Origin of the sequence: Clostridium moutaii (assembly GCF_041205085.1) — a bacterium.
Taxonomy (GTDB): Bacteria; Bacillota; Clostridia; order Clostridiales; family Clostridiaceae; genus Clostridium_B; species Clostridium_B moutaii.
Genome location: NZ_JBGEWD010000004.1, coordinates 47,890 through 63,061, shown reverse-complemented (window position 1 = coordinate 63,061; position 15,172 = coordinate 47,890). Strand labels below are relative to the sequence as shown.

7 protein-coding genes are annotated in these 15,172 nt (G+C 35.6%); all 7 read left to right on the top strand.

The genetic code is table 11. The features are described from left to right. The first annotated feature begins 271 nt into the window (after window positions 1-271). The 7 genes from AB8U03_RS05740 (at window position 272) to AB8U03_RS05710 (ending at window position 15,089) form a co-directional block, all read left to right on the top strand. Window positions 272-3,331 carry a sensor histidine kinase gene (locus AB8U03_RS05740; protein ID WP_369703603.1) on the top strand — a complete coding sequence of 1,020 codons (3,060 nt, stop codon included), beginning with the start codon at window positions 272-274 and terminating at the stop codon, window positions 3,329-3,331. Between the two features lie 48 nt (window positions 3,332-3,379). After that, on the top strand, window positions 3,380-4,501 hold the full coding sequence (locus tag AB8U03_RS05735) for a response regulator (RefSeq protein ID WP_369703602.1): 1,122 nt from the start codon (window positions 3,380-3,382) through the stop codon (window positions 4,499-4,501). 307 nt (window positions 4,502-4,808) lie between these two features. Further along, entirely contained in the window at window positions 4,809-9,581 is a 4,773-nt protein-coding gene (locus AB8U03_RS05730; protein ID WP_369703601.1) for a SpaA isopeptide-forming pilin-related protein, read from the top strand. 147 nt (window positions 9,582-9,728) lie between these two features. Further along, a complete protein-coding gene (locus AB8U03_RS05725) occupies window positions 9,729-10,385 on the top strand; it encodes a hypothetical protein (protein WP_369703600.1) in 657 nt (218 codons plus the stop codon). A gap of 173 nt (window positions 10,386-10,558) precedes the next feature. Beyond that, complete coding sequence (locus AB8U03_RS05720) at window positions 10,559-11,008, top strand: MarR family winged helix-turn-helix transcriptional regulator (RefSeq protein ID WP_369703599.1); 450 nt, start codon at window positions 10,559-10,561, stop codon at window positions 11,006-11,008. An 8-nt stretch (window positions 11,009-11,016) separates the two neighbouring features. Continuing rightward, complete coding sequence (locus AB8U03_RS05715; RefSeq protein WP_369703598.1) at window positions 11,017-13,242, top strand: ABC transporter ATP-binding protein; 2,226 nt, start codon at window positions 11,017-11,019, stop codon at window positions 13,240-13,242. Window positions 13,243-13,298: 56 nt separating this feature from the next. Then, window positions 13,299-15,089, top strand: coding sequence for an ABC transporter ATP-binding protein (locus tag AB8U03_RS05710; RefSeq protein ID WP_369703734.1), 1,791 nt, complete (start codon window positions 13,299-13,301; stop codon window positions 15,087-15,089). Window positions 15,090-15,172: the final 83 nt, after the last annotated feature.

Here is a 15,172-nt window from a genome sequence, read left to right as displayed (position 1 = left end):
TAATTGTATTAAAAAAATAATAATATTATCAATATTAATAATAAATTTAATATAATAAAATTTTGAGTAATATAACTGGTATATTATGTACTACATTTTAATGCCTGGGGATAAATTAGTCAATGTATTTTTGCTATAAGTGAGTGATTAACATCATTATAAAGTATATAATAAAAATATGAACAAAAAATAAAAATATATATTATTTGTAATAAAATGGTATTGGATAATTATGAAATCATCAAATATTTAAAAGGAGTACCAGCATTTAATGAAAAACATATTGAGATTGATTATAGTTTTGGGTATGCTTGCAATTTCATTTTTAATATCATTTTCAGATATAATTTCAGTTAAAAAACCTGCTCCTGCACTTAATGGAAGGATGGATCTTTCAAAGTGGAATTTTTCAAAAGACGGTGCTGTAAATCTTGATGGGCAATGGGAACTATATGATCATCAACTGCTCACCCCTGAAGATTTTACGGTTAAAAGTCATGTTAAACCTAAATTGACGGGATATATAAAGCTTACGTCCACAATACAAAAGGATAAAAATAATAGACTCATGGAACCGGAGGGAGTCAGGACATATAGACTGGTTATGAAATTAAAGCCCTCAGATGAGGTATTTGGATTGAAACTGGAAAATATAAGGATGAGCAATAGACTATACATAAATGGTGTTGTGAGGGGTTCAAGTGGAAATCCGGCTGAAAAGAATAAGGGTTACTATGCTGGAATGACTCCTTATGACACCTACTTTAATATTCAGGGCAGCAGAGCTGAAATAATTATTCAAGCTGCCAATTTTGGCTATCCGTTCCGGGGAACAATGTATAAAATATGCTTTGGACTGCAAAAGAATATCAGTTTTATGACTACTGCAAACTCTTCTATTGAACTGTCGGGGACCATATTTATGTTTTTATTGGCTGTATATATTTTACATATATATTCCACATTGAAAAAGAACAGGAGATATTTATATTATGTAATGAATTTTTTAACATTTGCCATTAACCTGCTTTTTAATGGAGAAAAAATATTTGTTCAGTTATTTCCTCAAATGACCTTTGAATTGTCTTGTAAAATCCAGCAAATAACAATAATTTTAACTGTGATATCTTTATTGGGAATTATAAAGGAAACTGATAAAAACATACTGTCAAAACCTATTATTGAAACAGCTGATATTTTAGGAGCGTTTTATATATTCATAGTTTTAACAACCAGATATCCTGTATACATGTCTTTAAGCGTAATTAAACATGTTTCTATTACAGCTTTGCTGCTGATACTGATTTTAAGACTGGCTATTATGATTAAGAAAGATATTTATGAATCTCTAGATAAAAGGGAAGCTGTTATTTTTTTAGAGGCAGTAATTTGCATATGCATATGTTTGGTAAATAATTTTCTTTATTCATTGAATCTGGTGAGTACAAAGCTGCTGGGTTCCTCAGCACTCTGCGGTTTTATAATACTTTCATATATTATTCATTCTAATAGATTTTTAAAGAATTATGAAGATATGGAGGAAATGTCCGTAAAGCTTATAAAGATGGATAAAGTAAAGGATGAATTTATAGCCAGAACTTCTTATGAATTAAAAGCTCCGCTTTATGGAATTATCAATGTAGCTGAAACCATAATTAAGGAAAATAGTATTCATCTAAAGAATAAAAATATTAAGAACATAATAATAATAAAGAACATAGCATTGAAATTATGCAATGTGGTAAAAGATACACTGGATGTAACCCTGCTAAAAAATGGACAATTGAAAATCAGCATATGTACAGTGGATGTAAAAGTCTGTGCCAACATAGTGATGGAAAGTTATAGATATATAATACAGAAGAGAAATATAAAAATTGTTAATAATATAAAGAAGTCCATATTGGTAAAGGCGGATGAAAACAGGGTAAAGCAGGTTTTATTTAACCTCATTGACAATGCTGCCCAAAATATGGATAGGGGCACAATAAAAATGGACTGCAGCAGCACAGAGGATATGGTGTATGTATCAGTGGAGGATACGGGATCCGGCATACCTGAAAATAAGCAGGAGAGAATTTTCAAACCCTATGAATCATTAAATTCAGAAAAAATTGGATTGGGTTTGTATATAACTCATCAATTAATTGAGCTTATGAAGGGAAAAATATATCTGGACTGGTCGGAGGAAAACAAGGGAAGCCGTTTTGTGTTTTCACTGCCTGTTTCAAAAGGAAGAAACAGTTTATATAAAAAAACACAGGAAGAAAGTACAGAGTATTTTGATAGGATATCTTCAGTAGACTGTTCGGATACAGTAAAGAGTGGAAAACATCAAAGTACAATTTTAATAGTGGATGATGAAATATTCAATATTCAAGCAGCACTGAATATACTTTATAGGGAAGGATATAACATTTTAACTGCGCTATCAGGAAAGGAAGCTTTAAAAAAGGTAGAAAATAATAAAATTGATCTGGTACTTCTGGATGTAATGATGCCTGGGATTTCAGGTATAGATGTATGCAGAAAAATCAGAGAAAAATATTCGGTCATTGAACTTCCAATAATTATATCCACCTTAAAGGATACAAATTATGATCTGTTTCTTGGATTTAAAGCAGGGGCAAATGACTTTATAACCAAGCCTTTTGAAGAAAGGGAAATGATTGCCAGGGTTAAGACATTGATTCAACTGAAAAAATCCATGGAAGATGTACTGAAAAATGAAATGGCTTTTCTCCAGGCACAGATAAAACCTCATTTTTTATACAATACTATAAGCACTATAATTTCCTTTTGCTATACTGATGGGGAAAAGGCAGCCAGACTTCTTACCAATTTCAGCAAATACCTGAGATTGGCCTTTGACATAGACAACAAACTTATGATTGTGCCCTTAAGGCGTGAACTTGAGATGGTATATGCCTATGTGGAGATAGAAAAAGCACGTTTTGAAGACAAGATAAATGTTGAATATGATATCCATCAGGATCTAATGGGTGAGCAAGTCCCCGTACTTTGCATTCAACCTCTGGTAGAAAATTCCATTAAGCATGGACTCCTTGGAAAAAGCAGTGGAGGAACTGTATATGTTTCTGTGAGAAGGAGTAATAATACAATTTATATTATAGTTAGAGACAATGGAATTGGCATGACCCGGCAAAAACTCAGGGAATTGAGAAACAATGAGGGTGGAAATACTGGAATAGGTTTTTCTAATATCAGCAGAAGAATTAAAAAATTAAGAAAAGGAAATATAGAAATACATAGTGTTGAGGGAGAGGGAACAGTTGTGACTATATCTATCAAAAGTTTATCTTATGATTAGCTGCTGCAACATTTCATTGATAGCTTAATATTTTAGGGGGAATAATTGATGAAAACTGTAATTGTAGAGGATGAAAAACCAATTTTGAAGTTGATGAAATTGGTTATAAACAGAAATAAACATCTGAAAATAGTAGGACAATTCACTGATTCCAGAGAGGCTCTGGAGGGTATATCAAAACTTTTACCGGATGTTGTTTTTGTAGATGTAGAGATGCCTTTTATGAATGGACTTGAACTTTCAAGAAAAATAAAAAGTTTTAATGAAAATATACAGATAGTTTTTGTGACTGCCTATGAAAAATATGCCATGGAAGCTTTTAAAGTAAATGCGGTAAACTATATCTTAAAGCCAATTACAGAAGAGGATTTAAATGCAACTGTAGATAGGCTGCTTAAAAATCAACATGCAGGAGAGATCACTTTAAAAGATGACAAGAAAAATAAAATATTTATTTTAGGATATTTCAGGGTATACGGCAGTTCAGGAGACGAAATTATCAGGTGGTCTACTGCGAAGGTTCAGGAACTGTTTGCATATTTTATTTATAAAAAAGGCGAAGATACGGATAAATGGCAGCTGTGTGATATACTCTGGCCGGATTCACCCCCTAAAAAAGCTGAACATAATCTGCGCAGTTCCATATACAGGCTGAAAACTGTTTTAAAAAATGTGGGAATAGAGAATTTAGTGCATTATGAAAATGGAAGATACGGAATGAATTTAAAAAGATTTTACTGTGACAGCTGGAGGTTTGAAGATTTTATTGAAAGTAATCCTGTTGTCAATGAGGAAAATATAGCCTCCTATGAAAAAAATTCAGCACTTTATAATGGAATATTATTTGGAAATGAAGATTATTTATGGGATGCAGATTTGAATGAAAAACTCAGGAGATATTATTCCATCAGTGCTAAAAATATAGCTGAATATTATATGAAGGTAAAACTTTACAACAAATCAGAAGAATATTTAAGAAAGGTAATTGAAATGAATCCTTTTGATGAGGCAGCCCATGAACTGATTATGAAGGTATATTTTCATATGGGAGACAGGATAGGATTGGTCAACCATTATAAAAAGTTAAATACATTGTTTAAGAGGGAGCTTCACATACCGCCTAAAAAATCCACTGTAGAACTTTATAAAAATTTATTTGTGAAATTATAGGAACGGATCTGTAAAGTTTAAAATTAAGGGCTAAAGGTTCTGGTGGATTTTCGGAATTTGCCGAAAATCTTCTATATCAGGATTTTTCCTATCTTGTGAGAAGTTTGTGATGTTTTTGTGACAGGTGTGTGACAAAAATATATTACCATTAAAACTGTAAAGTAAAAATTATTACTTAGTAGTATTGATTTTTCTTTATATAATGGCATTCGCAAGATAGATTTAAAAAATCAAGTTATAAAAAATCATAAATTTAAAGTACTTTTATTGTGAAGGCCATTTAATTTTATTATAAAGGGGGGATAAAATGAAAAAGAAAAAATTTTCATCTATTGTAGTCAGTTTTATATTTTTGCTTCAGATTTTCTCAAGCTTTACGCCAATTGGCAGTGCTAAAGCGGATGAAACTGCATTTCCTTTTGTAACGGGGGTCACTCTTACAGATGGCAGTGGAAATGACATAAGTCAGGAAACAAATGTGGACAAGGATTCGGATGTAAATGTGAATTATGATTTTTCCATTCCGGAAGGTCAGACTGCAGTTAAGGAGACTTCCTATACTATACAGCTGCCAGATCAGATCAAACTAAAGGACATTCAAACTGATACCAGTGTGAAGGATTCTGCCGGTACTTTAATAGGATCATTTACGGCAGATACAGCTTCCAATAAGGCAAGCATCACTTTTTCAAATGATGTAACGGGTGCTTTATCAGGTAAATTTTCTGTAAGTGCCCAGTTTGATGGGAGTAAAATAGGAAATACAAATCCTGTATCCATTAACCTTGGAAAAAATTCTGTTAACGTGAATTTCAGGCAGGATGCGCCTGCAGGAACTTCACAATCCAGTGGTACAACGCCTGCTAGTGAGGTACAGGCTACAGAGGCTTCTGAGCCTAATGATATTACAAATTCATTTCCGTTTATTACAGGTGTTGATATAAAAAAGGATAACATTGGTAGTGGTACCGCACTGGGTGATGATGTTGCAAAGGATTCAGAAATCTTCATCAAATATACCTGGAGCATCCCTAATACAGTAGCTGTTAATCCAGGTAACTATTATAAAATGCAATTGCCGGAGGAGATTCATATTGCAGCACCTATTAACCAAGAAATTACTGATGACAGCGGAGAAAAAATAGCAGATATGAATATAACTACAGGTGGACTTGTAACACTTACATTCACAGATTATCCAAATACACATTCAGATGTACATGGATATTTTTATGTAGATTGTCATTTCGAGCCAAGCAAAATAGGAAACTCCAACCCTGTGACTATTAATTTTACTGTTCCAGGTATAGCAGTAGTTCCGGTTAATGTAAATTTCGAACAACCGGTGGATGCATCTGTTACAAAGAGTGGATCTTATGATAAAGCTACAGATGAGATCACGTGGACAATAATAGCTAATAAGGAAAATATACAGGCGAATGATGCCACTATTACAGATACCATATCTGATGATGGACAGGTATTTGTTCCAGGTTCTATTACAATTAATGGTACAAGTGTTGATGATACCTACTATGACAGCAGTACTAAAGCACTGACTTTCGGTCCTGGAAATATCGATACAAAGCAAACCATAACCTACAGGACCAGTGTAAAAGACTTTTTAGCTGCCAAGTTGCAAGGTACTTATAATTTTAACAATACAGCTGATTTTAGCTACAATGATTATAAGAGTGCTCCACATACTGAAACTGTAAATGCCAGTGCTGTTTCGGCAACAGTGACGTACATCAGCAAAACTGGAAGTTATGATCCAGCCAATAAGAAAATCAACTGGACAATTACAGTAAATGAAGATGCCAAGACAATCAACAACGCAGTAGTTACAGACGTTATTCCTGGGGGACTTACTGTGGATACTAGTAGTATTTCAGTTAAGGATGAGTATGGTACACCTTTGACATCACCTGATTATTCAGGTAATATTACTTTTAATTTAGGTAATATAACAGGAAAAAGGACAATTACCTATTCAACCTCTGTAGATCCAACTGTTTATAATTCCAATAATAGTAAGACATATACGAATAATGCTACCTTTACAGGAAATGGCAGTACTCTTGGAACGTCAGGTGATGGTGTTGGAGTTAATCCGAATATCATCGCAAAGGAAGGAATAGGGTATGATCCTTCTACAGGTATCATTACCTGGAAAATTACTGTAAACAGCAACAAAACAAATGTGGCTGCGGGTGCAACAGTTACCGATACTATTCCTGTAGGCCAGACTTATGTGCCTGGTTCTGCAAAGCTGGATGGTACTTCAATAGGAGATGGTGGATATACAGCAGCAGATTCCGGAGATTCAACAAAAACTGGAATTTTTGTTTATATCTTTAGCAGCTCATTTTCTGACACACATACTATAATATTTCAGACACAGGTAACTGATCCTACACACTATAGAGCAAATTACAATGGAAGTTATTCTAACAGTGTAAATCTTACTGCTGAGAATATAAATCAAAGTACACCCGGTTCTCAAAATGTGGACAGCGAGATAATCAGCAAGACTTCTGGAGGTTATGACTATTCCACAAGAGAAATTACATGGAAAATTGTAGTGAACAATAATAAAATGCCTATAACAAATGCCGTAGTTACTGATGTTATTCCAGCAGGACAGCAGTATGCAACAAATTCTGCAAGTATAGATGATGTTGCAAATGGTTCATTTACTACATTATCGGATAATCAGGTTGTTTATACTTTTACCGGTACTATCAATAAAACTTATACTATAATCTTCAAGACAAAGCTTACTGATTTGAGTATTTTCAATACCAACGGTGATAAAACAGTAAGCAATTCTGCAAGCATCACGGGAGATGAAATACCTGTTGACGGGGATAATGATGCTTCAGCAACCCAGATCATTCATAATACGGTAATAAGCAAGGAAGCTGCTTATACAAATGGAAATTCTTACATTGACTGGACGGTAAAGACAAACAGCAATTCTAATATTGCAATGGGCGGTGCAACCATAACTGATTATCTGCAGAAAGGTCTTTCCCTTGATATCAGCAGTGTGCGATTGTACAAGATGGATGTAAATCCATCTACTGGAGAGCTTACCCCAAGAGATACAACGGAGACAATAAGTCCTAGTAATATAAGTTATGACTCTGCAACTGGAAAGTTTGTATTTACATTCCCAGATGGATTTTCAGGACCTTTTATGCTGAAGTTCAGTACGGATATAGATCCAATTATTAATAATACTACTGTTAATAATTCAGTTCAATTTGTGGGAACTGAAGTAGATCAAAGTGCTGATTCTGCTGGAGTAGGAGTTTGGGTTTCCAATGGCGGCGGCGGTGGAAGTGGACAGACTGGAAGTATCAAAGTTGTAAAAGTCAGCGATGATGGTATTACACCATTACCAGGTGCGGTATTTGAACTTCTGGACTGGACAGGTAGCGTTAAAGCAACTTCTGCTACTACAGGAACGGATGGTATTGCTTTGTTTGACAAGCTTAAGTATGACATAGATTATACTATTAAGGAAAAAACCGCACCTACTGGATATAATTTATCAAGTGAACCTTATACTTTCCAGATTCACAATGCTGCAGATCAGAAGGACATTACTTATAATTTTACAGATACCAGAAAGACAGGAAACGTAACATTCACCAAAACAGGCGAGGATTCAGATTCAGCCGCACTTTCAGGAGCGGAATTTACACTTTATAGGCCTGATGGTGATGGTATTACTCCGGTCACAGATGGAAGCGGCAACAATATAACTGCAACCAGTGGTTCAGATGGAAAAGTGACATTTACCAATGTACCCTTTGGATACAAGATAATAGAAACCAAAGCGCCAACAGGATACAGCATAAATTCAAGTCCTTTAACTGCAACTGTGGATGACGGTGGCAATGTTGTACTGGATGCAAGCAGTATCACTGACACCAAGATCAGAAGCGATGTACAATTCACCAAAGAGGATCTGAGTGGAAATCCATTGAAAGGGGCGGAATTTAAGCTCTATAAAAATGACGATATAAATTTTCAAAATCCTATACAGACTGCGACAAGTGATGAGAATGGCATTGTCAAGTTTACTGGTGTGGCATATGGTTACAAAATAAAGGAAACTATACCTCCAACAGGATATTATCTTTCTAATGAAGTACTAACTGCAGTTATGAGTCAGGATGGAAATTCCGTGCAGCTAGATAAAAATGATGTTGCTGACACCAGAATCACCGGCGGCGGCGGATCTATCCAGGGCACAGTCAGTGTTAAGAAAACTGATGACAGCGGGAATGCTTTAAGCGGAGCAGTGTTCACACTGTATAATTCCAGCGGAAATTCGGTTCAGACTGCAACTTCAGATGCCAGCGGAGCTGCCCAGTTTACCAAAGTACAGCCGGGCAAATACACTGTTAAGGAAACAGTGGCTCCTGCAGGATATGTTCTTTCCACCCAGGTAATTCCTGTGGAGATAAACATGAGCAAGACCTATGACATTGGAACTATAAAAGATACTAAAAATGCAGCAGCAATTGAAGTGAAAAAGACCGATGCCAATGGAAATGCACTCAGCGGGGCAGAATTTACCTTGTACAACAGCGGTGTGAAAGTGGCTTCAGCAGTGAGCGGCCAGGACGGAATTGCAAGATTTAGTAATGTAGTTTACGGAAATTACACTGTTAAAGAAACCAGGGCACCTGCTGGATATGATTTGAATCAGGATACATTGAGTGTTCAGGTTGACTCTTCAAAGACATACCAGTTTACTGTGGCAGATGAAAAGGGAACTCCGGGTTCAAACAATCCGGGAGGAACTCCAAATCCGAATAATCCGGGTGGGGGAACTCCTGATTCCAGCAATCCGGGAGGCGGAACACCTAATCCAAATAATCCAGGAGGAGGAAGCCCTGATTTAAGTAATCCGCAGGGGGGAACTCCTAGCAGTATATCACAGAGCCTTCCTAAAACAGGAAGTATGGTAGATACTACAGTATTGCTGGTAGTTGGAATCATGGCAATACTTGCAGGAATTTGGATGATGAAAAGAAGTAAAAGATCAGAAAAAAACATCTAGATAAAATTAAGTGACAAAAAAGATGGTGCTTCCGGGAATATTGGGAGGCACCATATTTTTGTATGTTATATTAAATATGTAATTATAAAGTAACAGAATAAATAGTTTATCGAGTGATTATTTGCAATACTGAGGAGGATATTATTTATGGAGGAAAAGGTTGTACTTAATATTTTAAACGGACAGATGATGTATGATTATGTCAGACAGAGTCATCTTGATGAAGACGGTATATATGTGCCTTTTAATGAGGCAATTTGTTCAGGTAGAGTTACAGAGCAGATTTTTTCCCGTGAATTTAATAAATGCCGCTGTAATATTCATAATATAAGCATGGATGAATACAATGAGATTACACTAAAACCCTTGAGGCCATTATTTGAAAATGAGTTTTCATCCATTGTGCTGTGGTTTGATGAAGATATGTTTTGTCAGATCAATCTTCTCACAATTCTTGCCTATTTGGATCAGAACAGTTATGGCAGCAGGGTGGCTTTTAATCTGGTGGGCCGGGACTTCAAATTAATTCATGGTTTTGAATTTTATGCACAGGGGTATTTACAGATCTATAAGCAGGTTATGTTATGCAGATCCATGCCTGAAAGTATTTATCTGGGTACATTGAAGAAGGGTGTTGAACTCTATCTGGAATATCTGAAAAAGGATAACGTCATAACTGAATATATAAAACAACATGGTGATTTGGAGGAAAGTATTTTGATAAGCAATTTGCTGAACAAATTTTCTCAGTATGGCTTGACTGATACCCAGTATTTAAAACTAATTAAAGAATGTAGGAAATAAGGCATGGGTTGTGGTAAATGTAAGTTGCTTTTACCATAACCCATATCTTTTCATTATATTCCTCTAATGGTAAAAAAATATATTTGACTAAACCTCGGGAGTAAAGTAAAATATATTTTGTATACGAAATATATTTATGCAAAATATAACATTATTTAGGAAGAAGAGAGGATATGAATGATGTAAGAGATGGAATCAGATTACTTAGAACAATAAAAAGGGTGATGAAAAATGCACATAAGATTATGGGGCAGCGTTTCAAGGATCTTAATCTAACTGGACCACAGCTATTTGTTGTCATTGCTTTAATTCATCACGGAAAAATGAAAATAAGTGATTTAAGTGAAAAGATGAGTTTATCCAATAGTACAGTATCTGGAATTATTGATAGATTGGAAAAGCAGGGTTCAGTGAAGAGAGTTCGAAGCAAAGAAGATAGAAGAATAGTTTATGTAGAGGTTACTTCTGAATTCAGGAAAATTGCTGAAGCTAAACATGAAGAAGTTGAAAAGACATTTCAATCCGTGGTAGACATAGCAACTCCAGAGGAAATAGATATAATAAACAAGGGATTGGATACATTGGAAGAAGTAATGGATAGACAAAAAATGAACAAGGAGTGAAGGACGGAATGCTTAAATTAATGAAACATCTGAAGCCATTTATTGTACTTATTATAAGTGCGGTAATTTTACTTTTTGTACAGGCAATGTGTGATCTGTCACTGCCGGACTACATGTCTAATATTGTAAATACGGGAATACAGCAGGGTGGTATTGAAAATGCTGTGCCAAAAGCAGTGAGAGCCAGTGAAATGAATAAACTTTCAATATTTATGGATAAAAACGCTAAATTGGAAGTTGCAAAAAATTATACATTGGTTGATAAATCAAGTTCAAATTACAATGAATACCTTAAAAATTATCCCAGACTTGAAAATGAACCCATATATATTCTGAAAAATGTGGATGACTCAGAAATTGATAAGATGAATCCTGTAATGGGAAAGGCCTTCCTGGCTGTTTCTGGTGTTGAAAAAATGAAAACCTCTGCCAAAAACGGAGTGATAAATTTTAATGGACAGAAGATACCTGCAAATACTGACTTATTTGCACTATTTTCAAGATTACCTGAAGTTCAGCGTTCAAAAATAAGTGAAAATATGAATAAAAAATTCACTTCATTAGGCGATAATATGATAACTCAGGCTGCAGCGGGGTCAATCAAGGCTGAATATTCTGCAGTGGGAATGAATACGGATAAAATTCAAAGCAGATATATTGTTCATATAGGAATAATTATGCTGCTTATTTCTCTATTGGCTGCGGTCTGTACTATTGCAGTGGGACTTCTGGGTGCACGAATTGCTGCCGGATTATCAAAGAATCTGCGCAGAGATTTATTCACCAAGGTGGAGAGTTTTTCAAATGAAGAATTTAGTAAATTTTCTACAGCATCATTGATAACGAGGACTACTAATGATATTACTCAAATACAACTGGTTGTTTTTCTTGCTGTAAGGATGCTCATATACGCTCCTATTTTAGGGGTGGGTGGAATTTTGAAGGTTCTTAACAAGAGTACATCCATGACCTGGATTATTGCTTTGGCCGTGGTAGTTCTATTGGGACTTATCGGCAGCATATTTGCAATTGCTTTTCCAAAATTTAAAATTGTCCAGAAGCTGGTTGACAAATTGAATCTTATTACACGTGAGAATTTATCGGGAATGATGGTAGTAAGGGCATTTAATACACAGAAGTTTGAAGAAAAAAGATTTGACAAGGCAAATAAAGATTTAACAGATACCAATTTGTTTATAAATCGTGTTATGTCTGCCATGTTTCCAGCCATGATGCTTATAATGAATGGTGTTACAATACTTATAGTCTGGATAGGCGCACATCAGATTGCAAATTCCAGTATGCAGGTAGGAGACATGATGGCATTTATGCAATATGCAATGCAGATTATATTTGCCTTTCTTATGATGTCTTTTATGTTTATTTTGATACCGAGGGCTTCAGTATCTGCGCAGAGAGTTAATGAAGTTTTAAAAATGGATCCGGTTATTGTAGATCCAAAGAAACCTGTGCATTTTCCTGATAAAGTTAAAGGTGTAGTTGAATTCAGAAATGTTTCTTTCAGGTATGATGGCGCAGAAAAGGATGTACTGAAAGATATAAGCTTTAAGGCTTTACCAGGTGAGACAACAGCTTTTATTGGTTCCACCGGTTCAGGTAAATCAACCCTTGTTAATTTGCTGCCCCGTTTTCATGATGTGACTGAGGGACAAATTCTTGTTGATGGAGTTGATATAAGAAGTGTAACCCAGCATGAGCTGAGAGATTTAATTGGTTATGTGCCTCAGAAGGGATCATTATTTAAAGGTACTATTGAATCAAATTTGAAATATGCCAAAGACGATGCATCAGATAGTGATATGGAAGAGGCTGCAAGAATTGCCCAGGCTGAAGAATTTATTGATGAAAAACCGGAAAGATTTAAAAGTGAAATTTCTCAGGAAGGATCAAATGTGTCTGGAGGTCAGAAACAGAGATTGTCAATTGCCCGTGCTCTTGTGAAAAGACCCCAAATCTATATATTTGATGATAGTTTCTCCGCTCTTGATTTTAAAACCGATTCCGCACTGAGGAAGGCCCTTAAAACCGAAACAGCATCAAGCAACCTTCTTATAGTTGCACAGCGTATTTCTACAATTAAGAATGCTGAACAGATCATAGTGCTTGAAGAGGGAAGCATAGTTGGAATCGGCACCCATGATGAACTTATGGAGAATTGTGAAACTTACAGGGAAATTGCATTATCACAGCTGTCTAAGGAGGAATTAGCATGAGTGAACATAATAATAGACGAAGACCTTCTTTAAGGAAAAACAGGGGACCAAGAGGTATGATAATGGCCGGTGGAGAAAAAGCTCACAATTTTAAAGGTACAATGAAAAAACTTATGGGCTACTTAAATGTTTATAAAATATCAATTATCATTGTATTGATTTTTGCCATTGTAAGTACCATATTTTCCATAGTAGGTCCTAAGATACTGGGAAAAGCTACTACAAAATTATTTGAAGGTGTTATGGCAAAAATATCAGGTACAGGAAATATAGATTTCATATATATAGGCAGGATAATTGTATTACTTGCAGTTTTGTATGGAGTGAGCTCATTATTTTCATATGTTCAAGGATGGATTATGTCTGGAGTATCAATGAAAGTAAGCTACAAGTTCAGAAAAGATATTTCAGAAAAAATTAACCGCATGCCTTTAGGATATTTTGATAAGACAAATCATGGAGAAGTGCTGTCACGTGTTACCAATGATGTTGATACTTTAAGCCAGACTCTTAACCAAAGCCTGGGACAGATTATTACATCAGTTACCATGGTTGTTGGAGTGCTGATCATGATGCTTACTATAAGCTGGCAGATGACTCTTGTAGCACTTTGTATAATTCCGGTGTCCATGGGACTTATAATGACTATTGTGAAATACTCGCAAAAGTATTTCAAACAGCAGCAGGATTATTTGGGAAACTTGAATGGCCATGTTGAAGAGATGTATGGTGGTCATATTGTAATGAAGGCCTTCAATGGTGAGAAAAAGAGCATTGATAAATTTAACAAGATGAATGGAAAACTCTTTGGATCGGCATGGAAATCACAGTTTTTATCAGGCATAATGATGCCCATGATGAATTTTGTAGGCAATTTGGGATATGTGGGAATATGTATTTTGGGAGGCTGGCTTGCAGCAAAAAAAACTATTGAGGTCGGTGATATTCAGGCATTTGTTCAGTATGTGCGTTCCTTTACACAGCCTATTTCACAGATTGCCAATATTTCCAATATACTTCAACAGACAGCAGCTTCAGCAGAGCGTATTTTTGAATTTCTGGAAGAGAAAGAGGAAGTTCCTGAGACTTCTGGTGCTGTAAAGCTTGAAAATATACAGGGTCATGTGGAATTTAAAGATGTTCACTTTGGATATGATCCAGATAAAATTATTATAAATGATTTTTCAGCCTCTGTTACACCAGGCCAGAGGATTGCCATTGTAGGTCCCACTGGAGCTGGAAAGACTACAATAATCAAGCTCCTTATGCGTTTCTATGATATAAATGATGGACAGATACTTATAGATGGTCATGAGATAAGGGACTTTACCCGCAGGGATCTGCGTTCAATATTTGGTATGGTTCTCCAGGATGCATGGCTTTATAATGGAAGCATAATGGAAAATATTCGATATGGGCGTCTTGATGCAACTGATGAAGAAGTTGTTGCAGCAGCGAAAGCTGCTCATGTTGACGGCTTCGTTCATACTCTGCCGGATGGATATAATATGCTGTTGAATGAGGAAGCTTCAAATGTGTCCCAGGGACAGAAGCAGCTGCTCACTATTGCAAGAGCCATACTTGCAAACCCCAGGATACTTATTCTGGATGAAGCTACAAGTTCTGTGGATACCCGTACGGAATTACAGATTCAAAAAGCCATGGGCAACCTAATGAAAGGGCGTACAAGTTTTATAATTGCCCACCGGCTTTCAACAATTCGTGATGCCGATTTGATACTTGTTATGGATCATGGGGATATTGTTGAACAGGGAAGCCATAATGAACTTCTTAAAAAGGGTGGAGTATATGCCAAACTTTATAACAGTCAATTTGAAGTGGCCTGATTTAAGGTTTAGAGTTTAAATATCAAAGTTCAAAAATGGAGGATCTTAGTTCTCACTGAAAATATTCAGCATAACATAAAGAA

Excerpts from the sequence above, each read along its gene's own strand:
- AB8U03_RS05740 (WP_369703603.1), top strand. The coding sequence starts at position 272 with ATGAAAAACATATTGAGATTGATTATAGTTTTGGGTATGCTTGCAATT.
- AB8U03_RS05735 (WP_369703602.1), top strand. The coding sequence starts at position 3,380 with ATGAAAACTGTAATTGTAGAGGATGAAAAACCAATTTTGAAGTTGATG.
- AB8U03_RS05730 (WP_369703601.1), top strand. The coding sequence starts at position 4,809 with ATGAAAAAGAAAAAATTTTCATCTATTGTAGTCAGTTTTATATTTTTG.
- AB8U03_RS05725 (WP_369703600.1), top strand. The coding sequence starts at position 9,729 with ATGGAGGAAAAGGTTGTACTTAATATTTTAAACGGACAGATGATGTAT.
- AB8U03_RS05720 (WP_369703599.1), top strand. The coding sequence starts at position 10,559 with ATGAATGATGTAAGAGATGGAATCAGATTACTTAGAACAATAAAAAGG.
- AB8U03_RS05715 (WP_369703598.1), top strand. The coding sequence starts at position 11,017 with ATGCTTAAATTAATGAAACATCTGAAGCCATTTATTGTACTTATTATA.
- AB8U03_RS05710 (WP_369703734.1), top strand. The coding sequence starts at position 13,299 with ATGATAATGGCCGGTGGAGAAAAAGCTCACAATTTTAAAGGTACAATG.